14 protein-coding genes are annotated in these 14,421 nt (G+C 48.3%); 11 read left to right on the top strand and 3 right to left on the bottom strand.

Annotated elements, in window-relative coordinates; all coding sequences use genetic code 11:
• The first annotated feature begins 45 nt into the window (after nucleotides 1-45).
• The 6 genes from HNQ56_RS20260 to HNQ56_RS20235 all read left to right on the top strand — a co-directional run bounded on the left by HNQ56_RS20260 (nucleotide 46) and on the right by HNQ56_RS20235 (nucleotide 4,908).
• Complete coding sequence (locus tag HNQ56_RS20260) at nucleotides 46-1,275, top strand: peptidase U32 family protein (protein WP_429150036.1); 1,230 nt, start codon at nucleotides 46-48, stop codon at nucleotides 1,273-1,275.
• A 99-nt stretch (nucleotides 1,276-1,374) separates the two neighbouring features.
• Nucleotides 1,375-1,995 carry an RNA polymerase sporulation sigma factor SigK gene (gene sigK / locus HNQ56_RS20255; RefSeq protein WP_429149913.1) on the top strand — a complete coding sequence of 207 codons (621 nt, stop codon included), beginning with the start codon at nucleotides 1,375-1,377 and terminating at the stop codon, nucleotides 1,993-1,995.
• Nucleotides 1,996-2,041: 46 nt separating this feature from the next.
• The gene (locus HNQ56_RS20250) at nucleotides 2,042-2,284 is read left to right on the top strand and encodes a hypothetical protein (RefSeq protein ID WP_429149912.1); all 243 of its coding nucleotides are present in this window, start codon (nucleotides 2,042-2,044) and stop codon (nucleotides 2,282-2,284) included.
• A gap of 71 nt (nucleotides 2,285-2,355) precedes the next feature.
• Nucleotides 2,356-3,477, top strand: coding sequence for a cysteine desulfurase family protein (locus HNQ56_RS20245; protein ID WP_429149910.1), 1,122 nt, complete (start codon nucleotides 2,356-2,358; stop codon nucleotides 3,475-3,477).
• 78 nt (nucleotides 3,478-3,555) lie between these two features.
• The gene (locus HNQ56_RS20240; RefSeq protein WP_429149909.1) at nucleotides 3,556-4,410 is read left to right on the top strand and encodes a tRNA 2-thiocytidine biosynthesis TtcA family protein; all 855 of its coding nucleotides are present in this window, start codon (nucleotides 3,556-3,558) and stop codon (nucleotides 4,408-4,410) included.
• A 105-nt stretch (nucleotides 4,411-4,515) separates the two neighbouring features.
• Nucleotides 4,516-4,908 (top strand): hypothetical protein, encoded by a 393-nt coding sequence (locus HNQ56_RS20235; RefSeq protein WP_429149907.1) that lies wholly within the window; start codon nucleotides 4,516-4,518, stop codon nucleotides 4,906-4,908.
• 129 nt (nucleotides 4,909-5,037) lie between these two features.
• Here HNQ56_RS20235 and HNQ56_RS20230 read toward each other — a convergent pair whose 3' ends face one another.
• Nucleotides 5,038-6,588, bottom strand: coding sequence for an ABC-F family ATP-binding cassette domain-containing protein (locus HNQ56_RS20230; RefSeq protein WP_429149905.1), 1,551 nt, complete (start codon nucleotides 6,586-6,588; stop codon nucleotides 5,038-5,040).
• A 169-nt stretch (nucleotides 6,589-6,757) separates the two neighbouring features.
• Between HNQ56_RS20230 and HNQ56_RS20225 the strand changes: the two genes are divergently transcribed.
• Together HNQ56_RS20225 and HNQ56_RS20220 are read left to right on the top strand one after the other, a co-directional pair.
• Nucleotides 6,758-7,234 (top strand): GtrA family protein, encoded by a 477-nt coding sequence (locus tag HNQ56_RS20225; protein WP_429149903.1) that lies wholly within the window; start codon nucleotides 6,758-6,760, stop codon nucleotides 7,232-7,234.
• A gap of 69 nt (nucleotides 7,235-7,303) precedes the next feature.
• Nucleotides 7,304-8,698, top strand: coding sequence for a bifunctional folylpolyglutamate synthase/dihydrofolate synthase (locus tag HNQ56_RS20220; RefSeq protein WP_429149901.1), 1,395 nt, complete (start codon nucleotides 7,304-7,306; stop codon nucleotides 8,696-8,698).
• A 17-nt stretch (nucleotides 8,699-8,715) separates the two neighbouring features.
• On the opposite strand, the gene HNQ56_RS20215 is transcribed toward HNQ56_RS20220, so the two are convergent.
• Entirely contained in the window at nucleotides 8,716-9,777 is a 1,062-nt protein-coding gene (locus tag HNQ56_RS20215) for a DUF5050 domain-containing protein (protein ID WP_429149900.1), read from the bottom strand.
• 379 nt (nucleotides 9,778-10,156) lie between these two features.
• Between HNQ56_RS20215 and pheA the strand changes: the two genes are divergently transcribed.
• The 3 genes from pheA (at nucleotide 10,157) to HNQ56_RS20200 (ending at nucleotide 14,010) form a co-directional block, all read left to right on the top strand.
• Nucleotides 10,157-11,311 (top strand): prephenate dehydratase, encoded by a 1,155-nt coding sequence (gene pheA / locus HNQ56_RS20210; protein WP_429149899.1) that lies wholly within the window; start codon nucleotides 10,157-10,159, stop codon nucleotides 11,309-11,311.
• A 155-nt stretch (nucleotides 11,312-11,466) separates the two neighbouring features.
• Nucleotides 11,467-12,918 (top strand): S1C family serine protease, encoded by a 1,452-nt coding sequence (locus tag HNQ56_RS20205; RefSeq protein WP_429149898.1) that lies wholly within the window; start codon nucleotides 11,467-11,469, stop codon nucleotides 12,916-12,918.
• Between the two features lie 96 nt (nucleotides 12,919-13,014).
• Complete coding sequence (locus tag HNQ56_RS20200; RefSeq protein ID WP_429149896.1) at nucleotides 13,015-14,010, top strand: ABC transporter substrate-binding protein; 996 nt, start codon at nucleotides 13,015-13,017, stop codon at nucleotides 14,008-14,010.
• Nucleotides 14,011-14,069: 59 nt separating this feature from the next.
• Here the strand turns inward: HNQ56_RS20200 and HNQ56_RS20195 are convergent, their stop codons facing one another.
• Nucleotides 14,070-14,339 carry a hypothetical protein gene (locus HNQ56_RS20195; protein WP_429149894.1) on the bottom strand — a complete coding sequence of 90 codons (270 nt, stop codon included), beginning with the start codon at nucleotides 14,337-14,339 and terminating at the stop codon, nucleotides 14,070-14,072.
• Nucleotides 14,340-14,421: the final 82 nt, after the last annotated feature.

Genomic DNA, 14,421 nt, shown 5'->3' with positions numbered 1-14,421 from the left:
TTTCCAGGAGTGTTTCAGATTGGAGGTTTTAGATTGATCGAATATATGGAAAAACCGGAGCTTTTAATTCCGGCAGGAAATTTGGAAACATTGAGAACAGCGGTTATCTATGGAGCCGATGCGGTCTATATTGGCGGAGACATGTACGGACTTCGTGCGAAGGCCAAGAACTTCTCCATGGAGGATATGAAGGAAGGCATCGCGTTTGCTCACTCCTACGGTAAGAAGGTTTATGTAACTGCCAATATAACGGCACACAATCAGGATATGGAAGGGATTAGAGCCTATTTCAGAGAGCTGCAGGCGTTCGGAAGGGAACGTCCGGATGCTTTGATTATTTCCGATCCCGGCGTGTTTTCCATCGCCCGGGAGGAGATGCCGGAGACCCAGCTGCATATCAGCACCCAGGCCAACAGTACCAATTATGAGACCTATCGGTTTTGGCATAAGCTTGGAGCAACCAGGGTAGTATCCGCAAGAGAATTATCTCTGAAGGAATTGACGGAGCTTCGTTCCAAGATCCCGGCAGAGATGGAGATTGAGACCTTTGTCCATGGTGCAATGTGTATCGCCTATTCCGGCAGGTGCCTGCTGAGCAATTATTTTACCGGAAGGGACGCTAATCTGGGAGCCTGTACCCATTCCTGCCGTTGGAGGTATCATATCGTGGAGGAGACCCGGCCCGGAGAATATCTTCCGATTGAGGAGAATGAGCGGGGAACCTATATCTTCAACTCCAAGGATTTGTGCATGATTGAATATATTCCCGAGCTTGTGAAGGCCGGAATTAACAGCTTTAAGGTAGAGGGCCGCATGAAGACGGCTCTGTATGTGGCAACGGTAGCAAGAACCTATCGCAAGGCAATTGACGACTTCTTTGCAGATCCCCGGCTTTATGAGAGTAATAAGGCGCACTATATGGAGGAAATAAGGAAAGGGGTGAACCGTCAGTTTACGACGGGCTTCTTCTTTCATAAGCCTGCGCATGAAGATCAGATTTATGATCATAATACCTATGAAAAGGCGTATACCTATCTGGGAACCATCTCTGGGGAGAGGGATGGCCTCTATGAGCTGGAGCAGAAGAATAAATTCAGCGTCGGAGAAAAGATTGAGATCATAAAGCCGGGCGGGGGCACATTCGAGGTGACGGTGAAGCAGATTCAAAACGCCCAGGGTGAGGCGATGGAAAGCTGTCCTCATCCCCAACAGCTTATCTATGTTGATTTTGGTATGGTAATGGAACCGTATGACATGGTACGGAGGAAAGAATAGGAAGTCCTTCTGTCCTTTTTTAAGAGGGATAGGCACTTTATGTCATTTATCATCATAAGATATAAATGAATCAATTGGGCATTGAGGGTGCTTATCTTCGTGAAGTCATTTCCAAAGCCACTGGGTACGAAGGAAGAAGCCGACTATCTGAAACTTTGCAGAGAAGGCAACAAGGCTGCCAGAGACAAACTGATTGAGCACAATCTCAGACTGGTTGCTCATATTGTAAAGAAATACAATATGATAGATAAGGAAACGGATGATTTGATTTCGATAGGAACCATCGGCCTGATTAAAGCAATTGATACCTTTGATGAAGGAAAGGGAATCCGTCTGGCGACCTATGCTTCCCGATGTATTGACAACGAGCTTTTAATGATGCTTCGAAGCGGCAAGCGTCTGTCGAAGGAAGTATATCTGTATGATCCCATTGGATCGGACCGGGAAGGAAATGAAATAAATCTGCTGGATATTATTGAGGAAGCGGAGACGGATATTGTTGATAATATTGTGCTTGAGGACGATATTAAAAAACTGTATCACATCATCGGCAAGGTATTGACAGATCGGGAGCGTGAGATCATCTGCCTGCGCTATGGACTAAGCAACCACAGGGAAGTGACCCAGCGCGAGATTGCCGGTAAGCTTGGGATCTCAAGAAGCTACGTCAGCCGTATTGAGAAAAAAGCTCTAAAGAAATTGCGGGAGTGCTTTGAGTAATAGAAAGCCCGGAGCGCAATTTCTTTGAGAAAGTTGCGGGAGTATTTTGAGTAATGGAATTAAGAAGGCTGTAGAAAATGGGCTCTCTATGAGAAAGAAATTCATAGGGAGCCTGTTTTATAATTTGTATGGAATAGGAACAATATCCATTGACATAGTAGGAATTACAGATTATAATAGGAACGTTATGCTAAGCCCCTGCAGGACCCATTTCATGCCAGGGCCGGATTCCCCACCGGCGTCTGAACGATGGAAACGCCTTGCAGGGGTTAATTGCGGTAAATTATGAAGGCGGATGATGACCGGGCTGGTTGTCAGACCCATTAACTATAAATATATTGTAATAGATAGGAGTGTCATATGCTATATCTTGATTACGCTGCCAATACTCCCGTTGATCCGCGGGTTTTGGATTACTACACCTGGCATTGCAGCCGTTATATTGCCAATCCGAATTCTTCTCATCCCCTGGGCAGAGAGGCCCGGGCAAGAATGGATGAAGTGACGGAGCATATTGCAGAACTTCTGAAGGTCAAGCCCGGGGAAATTATTTATACCTCCGGAGCCAGCGAAGCGAATAATCTTGCTATAAAAGGCGTGGTGCAGGCCTATAAGCATAACGGAAAGCACATCATCTCCACCTGCCTGGAGCATCCTTCTGTCAGCGGTGCCCTGACCCATCTGCAGACCCTGGGCTATGAGATTGATCTGGTGGATATAACCGGCGACGGATTGATTGATCTGGAGCATTTAAAGGAGCTCCTTCGGGAGGATACGGTTTTGGTGTCCGTCTGTTATGTTGACAGTGAATTGGGCGTGCAGCAGCCCATTCCGGAGCTGGGAGAGCTTCTTAAGCAATATCCCAACTGCCGGCTTCATGTGGATGCCACCCAGGCGGTGGGAAAGCTTCCGCTTCCCATAGAGAATATTGATTTGCTCACCTTTACCCCCCATAAGTTCTTCGGGATGAACGGCTGCGGGATATTGATCCGCAAGGAACCGGTGGTATTGGAGCCCCTGCATCACGGAGGGACGAGCACTACGATTTACAGAAGCGGAACCCCTGCGCTAGCCCTGGCGGCATCGGTTGAGAAGGCTCTGGAGCTGGCAATGAAGGAGCAGGAGGAGAGGAACCTTCTGGTGCGGCAGCTTCATGATATGCTCCTGCTTAAGCTTTCCGGATACAAAAAGGTACGAATCAACAGCACCGGCGGCAGTGTTCCTCATATCATCAATCTCAGTGTACAGGGTGTAAAAGGGGTATTATTCCAGGAAGCCCTATCCCAGGAAGGAATCTGTGTATCCGTCAAATCCGCCTGCTCGGCGGTGAGTGCTCTTTCGCGCCCCGTATATGCAGTGACGAAGGATAAGAAAAATGCCATGTGTTCCTGGAGAATCAGCTTAAGCCATTGGACAACGGAGGAGGAGCTGGAGTATTTTTATCAGGCGTTCGACCGGTGCTATACAAAATTGAGCCAGTGAGATGCGTTGACAGGACCAGTCTATGAAGTATGGTGATGGAGCAATTCGATCAAATGGTGAATGGAAGGTAGAAAATAGATGGAACGATATGAACAAATTGAACGAAGCATTATAACAAAATTCCGCAAGCCCCTCTGGAAGAAGTTCATCAACGGGGTAAATGACTATCAATTGATTGAGGAAGGGGATAAGATTGCGGTATGCATCTCCGGCGGAAAGGACTCCATGCTGCTGGCCAAGCTGATGCAGGAGGTCCAAAGGCATGGGAAGGTTGCCTTTGAGCTGGAATTTCTGGTGATGGATCCGGGATATAATGAGATAAACCGCCAGACCATCATTAACAATGCAAAGCTGTTGGATATCCCGATCCGGATTTTTGAGACACAGATATTTGACATTGTTGCGGAGGTGGATCAATCCCCCTGCTACCTGTGTGCCCGCATGAGAAGGGGCTATCTTTACAAGAATGCGCAGGCGCTGGGCTGCAATAAGATTGCCCTGGGACATCATTTTGACGATGTAATTGAGACAATTTTGATGGGGATGCTCTACGGAGGACAGATCCAGACCATGATGCCGAAGCTCCATAGCACCAACCATCCTGGAATGCAGCTGATCCGCCCCATGTATCTGGTGAAGGAAGCGGACATTCTTGCCTGGAAGCAGTATCACGATCTGCAGTTTATCCAGTGTGCCTGCCGCTTTACGGAAAACTGCACGCTCTGTGACAACGGGGGCGGAGGATCGAAGCGCCAGGAGATGAAGACGCTCATTAAGAAATTCCGTCAGACGAATCCCAGCATTGACATGAATATTTTCCGGAGCATCCATAATGTGAATCTGGATACGGTAATCGGGTATCATAGTAAGCAGGGACAGTATCATTTTCTGGATGATTATGATACGAAGGGAAAGACCGGGCAGCATACATGATTTTTTATGAAACTTTATATATTTTTAATAGGAAAATGATGAAAGATATAGTATTATTCTTTTAGGCTGTAGTAGCCTATACGTGGATCATACTGGGAGGTATCTATGAATCGATTTCGTAATTTTATGTATGGAAGATACGGGTTTGACCAATTGACCAGGGCGCTGGTGATTGTTTCCCTGATTCTGTCCCTTGTCACCAGCCTTTTCCGTTTGAGCTGGCTGATTCTGCTGGCTTACATTCCTTTCTTCTATGCCCTGTACCGCACTTTCTCAAAGAATCATCCAAAGAGGTTCAAGGAGAACGCGGCATATCTTAAGATGGAAGGGAATGTAAGAGGTAATCTAAAGCATGTTAAATTATCCCTGATAGGAACAAAAACTCATAAGTACTATACCTGTTCCAAATGCAGGCAGAGCATACGTGTTCCCCGGGACAAGGGTAAGATCGCCATTACCTGCCCCAAATGCAAGCATGAATTTATACGGAAAACCTGATGGGAAGAACCGGCGAATCAAGCTTAGAGATTGGATGAATGATATAAAATAGAAATAAAAACTGCTGATCCCGGGATCTGGGCCGATCCGGGAACAGCAGTTTTATTATTCAGAAAAAGAAGCCGGGGATTACTTCTTCGTGGTCCATTTGGAGCAGTCCCAGACCTTGGTTATCACATCCTCATAGAAATCCGGTTCATGGCAGATGAGAAGCAGGCTTCCCTTGTATGCCTTTAACGCGCGCTTCAGCTCCTCCTTGGCATCCACATCCAGGTGGTTGGTGGGCTCGTCCAGAAGCAGGATATTGGTCTCCCGGTTGATCAGCTTACATAAGCGGACCTTGGCCTGTTCTCCTCCGCTGAGGACTCTGACCTGGCTTTCGATATGCTTTGTGGTCAGACCGCATTTTGCCAGGGCGGAGCGAACCTCGTACTGGGTATAGCCGGGGAACTCCTGCCATAGCTCTTCCAGACAGGTGCGGGTGCTGGGAGCCATCTCCTGTTCAAAATAACCGATGCTCAGGTAATCGCCCAGCACCACCTTGCCGCTGAGGGCCGGAATCAGACCGAGAATACTTTTCAGCAGGGTAGTCTTGCCGATACCGTTGGCACCCACCAGCACGATCTTATCACCCCGTTCCATGGACAGGGTGAGGGGGGAGGAGAGGGGCTCATCATAGCCGATGGTCAGATCCTCTGTTTGGAAGATATATCTGCCTGCGGCGCGCGCCTCCTTGAAATGGAACTCCGGCTTCGGCTTTTCTTTGGCGAGCTCTATGATATCCATCTTGTCCAGCTTCTTCTGCCGGGACATAGCCATATTGCGGGTGGATACCCGGGCTTTGTTTCGCGCCACAAAATCCTCCAGATCTTCAATTTCTTTCTGCTGGCGGTTGTAGGCAGCCTCCAGCTGGCGCTTCTTCATCTCGTGTACTTCCAGGAATTTGTCGTAATTGCCGACATAGCGGTTCAGCTCCTGATTCTCCATATGATAGATGATATTAACCACACTGTTGAGGAAGGGAACATCGTGGGAGATCAGGATAAAAGCATTCTCATATTCCGTCAGATAGCGCTTCAGCCATTCGATGTGGGCCACATCGAGATAATTGGTGGGCTCGTCCAGGAGCAGGATATCCGGCTTCTCCAGGAGAAGCTTGCCCAGGAGCAGCTTGGTGCGCTGGCCGCCGCTGAGATCGGTCACATCGCTGTCCAGCCCCAGCTCGTCCAGTCCCAGGGCATGGGCGATTTCCTCCACCTTACTGTCAATAATATAAAAATCGTGCATGGACAGCAGCTCCTGTATGGTGCCCAGCTCCTCGATCATATCATTCAGGGCATCTCCCTCTGCCTCACCCATGGTGTCGCAGATCAGATTCATCTTTTCTTCCAGCTCAAACAAATAGGAAAATGCAGATTGCAGAACACTGCGCAGCGTCATTCCCTTCTCTAACACGGCGTGCTGATCCAGATAGCCCACATGAACGTGCTTGGACCATTCCACCTTACCTTCGTCGGGCATCAGCTTGCCGGTCACGATGTTCATGAAGGTGGACTTGCCCTCCCCATTGGCACCGATCAACCCAATATGTTCCCCCTTCAGCAGCCGGAAGGATACCTCATGAAAAATGGCCCGGTCACCAAAACCATGGCTTAGATTGGTTACATTTAATATACTCATAAAAACTCCTTTGGTCATGTTGTGCTACGGATAACTATTTTACATGATTATTGATAAAAATACAATTGAGAACTGAAAATCTATTAATCCTTTACGAACTGCTGAAAAGCAAGTATAATGATTTAAGATATCAGAAGCTTTGTCACAGAATGATTTTTGGAGGCTTGAAATGTTAAGAGAAGAACCGCAGGAAAAACAACGGCAGGCGGCAGGCCGCCGGTCTTCCATCCAATGGAGATGGAGAAACCTTGTTGGAAAGGTGGTTAACAGGGAGACAATCACCTATATTATTACCGGAGTTTTAACGACAATCGTGAATTTCATCAGCTATGAGAGTCTTTACCGGCTGGGGGCGGGCAATCTTACGGCCAATGCCTGTGCCTGGGTAATTGCGGTCACCTTTGCCTATATTGTCAATAAGAAGAAGGTCTTCCTGTCTGTGAGTGAGAATGCGGCCGATGAGGTGACGAAGCTCTCGAAATTCTACGGGGCCAGGCTGATTACCCTGGGGGTGGAGCAGTTGGGAATGTTCCTCTTTGTTGAGAAACTTGGCTTTTACCGCCTGTTGGTGAAGGCATCCCTGGCAGTGATTGTTATTGTATTGAATTACTTATGCAGTAAGCTTTATATATTCAAAAAGAATTAAGGTGCCCGGGGCACCTTTAATTCTTATCAGAAAGACCGGCAGGGCTGCCCTGATTTTCTGGGCGGCAGAATGGAGATTATTATGACCTATGAAGAAGCAAGGGAATTTATTGATCATTCGAATCTATATGGGAGTAAGCTGGGGCTGGAGGCTGTCACGGAGCTGCTGTCCAGGCTGGGCAATCCCCAGAATCAGCTGAAGATCATCCATGTGGCAGGAACCAACGGGAAGGGCTCAACTACGGCATATATCGCGGCAATGCTGGCCATGGAAGGTTACAAGACGGGACGTTATGTGTCTCCCGCGGTATTTTCTTACCGTGAAAGAATACAGATCAGCCGCCGCAGGGAGAATCTCTGTAATGGAGAGGATACCTGTCATGGGGAGGCGACCTGGAACGGGAAAGAGGCAGGCTGTCAGGAGGATACTGACAGGATCGAGGAAAAGTGGCTGGACACCGAATATATCTCCAGACAGGGAGTCTGTGATGCGATGGAACGGATTAAATCCGTATGCGAAGCCATGGTAAAGGATGGCTTCCCTCATCCTACTTCTTTTGAGATAGAGACTGCTATGGCATTCCTTTATTTCATGCGGGAGCAGGTGGATTTTGCGGTGGTGGAGGTGGGGCTCGGCGGGAGGCTGGATGCTACCAACACGGCAGAGAGGCCGGTCTGCTGTGTGATTACTTCCATCAGCATGGATCATATGCAGTATCTGGGGGATACCCTTGCCGAAATCGCCAAGGAAAAGGCCGGGGTTATAAAACATGCGGTGCCGGTGGTTACGATCCTGCAGGAACCGGAGATCCTTCGGGTGCTGGAGGATACCTGCCGCGAGAAGGAAGCAAGGCTGCTGATTGCGGATGAGAAGGAAGCAAAGGTGCTTTCCTTTGGCCCGGAGGGGACAGCTTTCCGCTATAAGAACAGAGAGTACGACATACGGCTCCTGGGCAGGCACCAAATCGCCAATGCGGTTCTTGCCCTGGGCGCGGCAGAGATCCTTCGTCAGCAGGGTTATTCACTCAGTGACAGAGCCATATATCTGGGGCTTCTTGCAGCCCGCTGGAGGGGCAGGCTTGAGATCCTTTCAAGGCAGCCTTACTTCCTTGTTGACGGAGCTCACAATCCGGACGCGGCAAAGAAGCTGGCGGAAGCAATCCGGGAATACTTTCCCGGGAGAAGGATTATCATGCTTATGGGCGTGCTGGCCGATAAGGATTATCCCGGTATATTGAGGCATACCGCACCTCTGGCCAGTCTGATCATCACTCTCACTCCTGATAACAGCAGGGCGCTGGAATCCGGTGAGCTGGCGCTGGAAGCGCAAAAATACTGCCCTGCAGTAATTGATGCGGTTACGGCAGAGCAGGCAGTAAAAGAGGCTTATAAAACAGCGGCGGAGGAGGATGTGATCATTGCCTTTGGTTCCCTGTCCTTCCTGTCCTCCATTTCTTTGGGTTAGCGTTGCACGGGAGCCGGCTATCTGCGCTTTGAACGGGGAGAAGGGCTGGCCGTGGCGCTCAGATTCGGGGGTTCAAAGGTACTGATATCGATAATGCCGTCTGCATCCATGATGTATGTATTGGTATTGTCGTAATCCTTAAAAAACACATAACCGCCGGCGATATGAATCTGCTTGAAGTCGCCCTCCATCAGGGTTCTGCTCTCCATGGTCTGCAGGTTCAGCCGGCAGATCCGGTTGTTTTTGCCGTTGTCCACCTGGTAGAACAGATAACGTCCATCCTCCGTTATATTATAGGTAAAGCAGCGTTCCTTCACCAGCCGGGTCGGTTCTGAGCCGTCGGAATTCATCCGGTAGATGCGGTATTTATCATCCAGATTCATATAGTAAATATAATCCCCCTGAAAGATGGGATAATAATAATTTCCCTCGAATTTGGTATGGGAGGTATAACTGGATAAATTCATGGCATTGATATTATGGTTCTCGGAATAACCATTATAAATCAGAGAGTTATCTATGACTGTGGAAGGGATGACGGCGTCATCCACCAGCATCCGTTCCCGGGTGGCGTCAATCTGGTAGCGGTACAGGAAGAGTCCGGTGCCGACATCATAACGCTGAAAATAGATATTGTTGCCCCGCAGCATCAGATAGGCTCCGGGATTGCCGGTAAAGGCTTTCAGACCCTTGCCGTTATGATTCAGCCGGTACACACCATTATTAAAGAACATGAGGATGCTGCCGGCCTGGTTCTCTCTGGTATTATTGGCGCGCACATAGTAGATATAGTTATCATCTGCATTGATGAATACGGACTTGTCATCACTTATTTTCTTCACATTGGATAAATTGGAGTTCATAACATACAGACTGCCGTCATCCATATCATTGCTGAAAAAAATTCTTCCTCCCCGTTCACAGAAGAGCCCGCCATTGTAAATATTACCGGAAGTATTGCCAACCTCCTCTTCCCCGTTAAAGTAGGTTCTGCCGGAGGAATATACAAGAAGGCCGCCCAGAGCAAGAATTGTGACCATCGTAAGAAGAATTAGGATAAGGCGAATTGTCTTTAACATAAGTACCTCCATTAATTAGATTCATTTGTTCCAACATATACTAATTATATATCGTAAGAGCAGGAATTTCAATATATAGTGTAAAAGGGCTAAAACAGACCGTTCAAGCCATCCGCTGAGCCGATGTCATCCGGTTGGGCACGGGGAGCCTCCGCCAGGTTACTTTTACGCTGACCGTCTGAGTGCATCTTGTGAAGCGAAGCGTTCTGAACGCACAAAGGTAAGGCAAGTAAAAGTAACCTGGCGGAGGCTCCCCGTGCCCAATCGGATGATATTGGCTTCTGAACCGGTAGGCTCAAGTTAACGGTTGCATCCATTGTCCGATAAGGGTATAATGGGGCAAAAGAAGGGAAAGCACAACAGCATAGGGAGGTATTTGATGACCGATTTACAGGAAAGCAGACAAAAAATTGATGCGATAGACCGTCGGATGGTGGAGCTGTTCGAGGAACGGATGAAGCTGGCGGTTGATATCGCGGAATATAAAAGGAGTGTGGGGAAACCCATTTTTGATGCCGCCAGGGAGGAGGAAAAGCTGACGGCTCTCAGGCAGCTGACCAAAGAGGAGTACAATCAGAAGGCGGTTACGGATCTTTTTAAGCAGATCATGTCCATGAGCCGCAGATTGCAGTATACCCTTCTGGAGCAGAAGGACAGTCTGGGCTTTTCCAGGATGGAGCGCAGTCCTAAATATGCGGATACGCACACAGATATGAAAGTAGCCTTTTATGGAGAACGGGGAGCCTATACGGAGCAGGCGATGCTGGAATACTTTAATGCAGGGCAGACAGGAATGCCCATGGCGACCTTTGGGGAAGTAATGAAGGCGGTTCGTGACGGAGAGGCACAATACGGTGTCCTGCCTATTGAGAATTCCTCCACCGGCACCCTGTCGGATATCTTTGATCTTCTGGCGGAATTTGATAATTATATCATCGCCGAGCATCTGGTAAAGATTGAGCACAGCCTATGGGGACTGCCGGGAGCGGAGCTTTCGGGAATTACCAGGGTATATTCCCATAAGCAAGGTCTGCTGCAGTGTTCCGGATTTCTTAAGGAGCATCCCCGGATCAAGCAGATAGAAGGCGGCAGTACGGCGGGAAGCGCCCGCAGGGTTCTGGAGGAACAGGATATAACCCAGGCGGCGATTGCCGGCAGGAGAGCGGGGGAATACTATGGTCTGAGTCTGCTGAGGGAAGGGATTCATGACGAGGATCATAACACCACGCGTTTTATTATTATTTCAAACCGGAAGCGGTATGAACAGGGGGCAAACCGGACCAGTATCTGCTTTGCGCTGCCCCACCGGAGCGGTTCGCTGTACCATATGCTCTCTCATTTTATTTATAATAACATTAATATGACCAAGATTGAGTCCAGGCCCATCGCCGGAAAAGCATTTGCCTATCGGTTCTTTGTGGATATTGAAGGGGGACTGGACGACCCGGCTGTGATGAATGCCCTCCATTGTATTAAGGAAGAGGCAATTGAGATGAAGATATTAGGGAGCTATATTCCTGTTTCGGCCTCGTAAGAAGGAGGAGAGGTATGCGGTTTTATTTCTTCATATATTTTTCAAAAACAGAACACAAAGTGAACATAATTTATTGATAAACTTCTCTTATCAAAAGGAAATACCAGGTGCACCTGATCGATAGCAGCCAAGTAATATTTGAAAGGAGAGTTTTTATGAACGACGAATACAGAAATAATGAATACACCGGCAGTGATCCCAATTCCGGGCAATTGAATGAGAATGCGGCTCAGAACAGCCAGGGCAGCCAAAGCAGTCAGAGTATTTATTCTTATACCGGCAGCGGTATTATTCAGGATTATAACCGCAGCAACAGCCAGAATTATCAGGGTTATGAGACATCAGGCCAGACATATTATTATACGCCTTCTGAGACAGTTGATGTAAAACCCAGGAAGAAGAGAAGGTTTGGCGGAATAATGAAGCTTGCCGCATCCGCGGTGGCCTTTGGGCTTATCGCAGGAGTGGTTTTCCAGGGGTATTATTCAGCGGTATGGTCCCATAAGATAGCCCGGTACCAGGAGCAGATAGATGCCCTCCAGATTACCGAGGCAGAACAAGGCGTGAGTAAGAATGATACCATCAGGACAGCGAACAGCTCCCCGGATAAGATAGTAACCGACGTATCCGATGTAGTAGCCAATGTTATGCCTGCCATTGTCGCCATTAATTCCACGGTGGAGAGCGCCTCTTATGATTATTTCTTTGGCAGGGAGTACACCCGGGAAGCCCAGAGCAGCGGCTCCGGCATCATTATCGGGCAGAATGGCTCACAGCTGCTGCTGGTGACCAATAATCACGTAATCGATGGCGCCACTGCAATTGAGATTGTATTTTCCGATAAGACCACGGCTTTTGCATCCGTTAAGGGAGCGGAACCCTATGCTGACCTTGCGGTGCTGTCGGTTGACATGGACAGCTTGTCCGAGGATACCATCGCTGCTATTAAGGTAGCTACCTTGGGGGATTCAGAAGAGATGGTTCCCGGTGAGATGGTAATTGCCATCGGTAATGCCCTGGGCTACGGGCAGTCGGTGACGGTAGGCTATGTAAGCGCTGTTAACAGGGAGATTACCATTGACAATCAGAAGATGACTCTGCTTCAGACGGACGCGGCTATCAATCCGGGTAACAGCGGCGGCGCACTAATTAATACCGCCGGTGAGGTGATCGGCATTAATTCCGTGAAGTTTGCTTCCGAGCAGGTAGAAGGTATGGGCTACGCAATTCCCATCTCCGACGCAATTCCAATGATTAACGAATTGATGAACCGTGAAGTGGTGGCATCCGAGGAGCAGGGCTTCTTAGGAATTAACACCTCCACAGCCCAGGAGGTAACCGATGTTTATGCACAGCGTTTCAATATGCCCATCGGCATCTATGTCAATGATGTGGTGGAAGATTCTCCGGCAGACAGGGCCGGCCTGATGCAGGGAGATATTATCACCGGACTGGATGGAAACAAGATTGAGACCATCGCGGATTTGAAGAGAGCGCTCAGCTATAGAAAAGCCGGCCAGATGGTACAGCTCAAGGTTCAGGTAATGGACGGCGGAAAATACGTGGAAAAGGTACTGGAGGTTACTCTTGGCGAAAAGCAGAATTAATCAGCGAAAAGAATAGCCCCGGATATTGATAGTACTGGCACACCCCATATTACCCTCCGAATATACTATAAGCGTATAGTATATTTGGAGGGTTTTATGAAACGCAGGCTTATATGCATACTGGCAATACTTACCTTAACCGTAACCATGTTTTCCGGCTGCAAGCGCAGCTCCGGACTTACGGAAATTACATTGAATGAAGTGGCTCACTCCATCTTCTATGCACCGATGTATGTGGCGTTCGAGAAAGGATACTTTGAAGAGGAAGGTTTGAAGGTGAATCTGGTGAACGGCCTTGGCGCTGATAAAACGATGACGGCATTGCTGTCAGGGGAATGCGAGATCGGCTTCATGGGTGCCGAGGCTTCCGTCTACGTCTATAATGAAGGAGCCCAGGACTATGTAGTGAATTTTGCCCAGCTGACCCAGAGAGCGGGCAACTTTCTGGTAAGCCGTGACCTGAATGAGGAATTCACCTGGGATAATATCAAGGGTATGACGGTGATCGGCGGACGAGCCGGAGGAATGCCTGAAATGGTCTTTGAATACATTCTGAAAAAACAGGGGATTAATCCGAGGACGGATCTGAACATTGTTCAGAACATCGATTTTGGATTGACCGCTCAGGCATTCTCCTCCGGCCAGGGGGATTATACCATTGAATTTGAACCCGCCGCTACCGGACTGGAGTTGGCCGGAGCCGGCAAGGTAGTTGCCTCCCTGGGTGTGGAGAGCGGTAAGGTTCCTTACACCTCCTTCTCCGTAAAGAAGAGCTATCTGAAGAAGCACGGAGATATTGTACAGAAGTTCACCAATGCGCTGCAGAAGGGAATTGATTATGTTGCAACCCACACACCGGAAGAGATTGCCGGGGTAATCCAGCCTCAATTTGCCGAGACGGAGAAGGAGAAGCTGGTTATGATCGTAACCAGATATTATAATCAGGATACCTGGAAGGAAGATCTGATCTTCGAGGAATCCAGCCTTAATCTGCTTCAGGATATTCTGGATGATGCCGGTGAACTGAAACAGAGGGTGCCGTATAAGGATATTATAACTACGGAATTTGCTGAGAAGGCTGCAAAGAAATAAAATTGTGTTAAAAAAGAAGGAGCAAAGAACCGGTAAAGGGTCTTTGCTCCTTCTTTTTTCTACTCTTCCGAAGGGGCAGGGGCTTCTTCCTCTTCCTCAGCTTCTTCTGTGTCATCCTCATAATCATCAAAATCGTCGTCAAAATCCTCAAGATAATTGGGCCTCATATAACGGTATACAGCATATGCAATTGCGGCTACGGCGGCAACAGCGCCAATGATTGCCAGAACGCATAGGATTGTCTGTTTTTTCTTCTCCATTGGGTCTTTTCTGTGAATCAATTCACCAAGCTTCATTGCACTTAACAGCTCATCGATTTTAGTTCCCATGAATTGCACTTCCTTTCCTATTGAATTATCATGCTTACTACGACTTTAATACGCCTTTAGTATATCACAATATAGGTCGTTT

It is taken from the genome of Anaerotaenia torta (assembly GCF_050433395.1).
GTDB classification, from domain to species: domain Bacteria; phylum Bacillota; class Clostridia; order Lachnospirales; family Lachnospiraceae; genus Mobilitalea; species Mobilitalea torta.
The sequence above is the reverse complement of the archived record's forward strand: the minus strand, read 5'-3'. Positions and strand labels throughout refer to the sequence as shown.

What these genes read in the sequence shown, in the direction of transcription:
- HNQ56_RS20260 (WP_429150036.1), top strand. Translation starts at nt 46, where the DNA reads ATGGAAAAACCGGAGCTTTTAATTCCGGCAGGAAATTTGGAAACATTG.
- HNQ56_RS20245 (WP_429149910.1), top strand. Translation starts at nt 2,356, where the DNA reads ATGCTATATCTTGATTACGCTGCCAATACTCCCGTTGATCCGCGGGTT.
- HNQ56_RS20240 (WP_429149909.1), top strand. Translation starts at nt 3,556, where the DNA reads ATGGAACGATATGAACAAATTGAACGAAGCATTATAACAAAATTCCGC.
- HNQ56_RS20235 (WP_429149907.1), top strand. Translation starts at nt 4,516, where the DNA reads ATGAATCGATTTCGTAATTTTATGTATGGAAGATACGGGTTTGACCAA.
- HNQ56_RS20230 (WP_429149905.1), bottom strand. Translation starts at nt 6,588, where the DNA reads ATGAGTATATTAAATGTAACCAATCTAAGCCATGGTTTTGGTGACCGG.
- HNQ56_RS20225 (WP_429149903.1), top strand. Translation starts at nt 6,758, where the DNA reads ATGTTAAGAGAAGAACCGCAGGAAAAACAACGGCAGGCGGCAGGCCGC.
- HNQ56_RS20220 (WP_429149901.1), top strand. Translation starts at nt 7,304, where the DNA reads ATGGAGATTATTATGACCTATGAAGAAGCAAGGGAATTTATTGATCAT.
- HNQ56_RS20215 (WP_429149900.1), bottom strand. Translation starts at nt 9,777, where the DNA reads ATGTTAAAGACAATTCGCCTTATCCTAATTCTTCTTACGATGGTCACA.
- pheA (WP_429149899.1), top strand. Translation starts at nt 10,157, where the DNA reads ATGACCGATTTACAGGAAAGCAGACAAAAAATTGATGCGATAGACCGT.
- HNQ56_RS20205 (WP_429149898.1), top strand. Translation starts at nt 11,467, where the DNA reads ATGAACGACGAATACAGAAATAATGAATACACCGGCAGTGATCCCAAT.
- HNQ56_RS20200 (WP_429149896.1), top strand. Translation starts at nt 13,015, where the DNA reads ATGAAACGCAGGCTTATATGCATACTGGCAATACTTACCTTAACCGTA.
- HNQ56_RS20195 (WP_429149894.1), bottom strand. Translation starts at nt 14,339, where the DNA reads ATGGGAACTAAAATCGATGAGCTGTTAAGTGCAATGAAGCTTGGTGAA.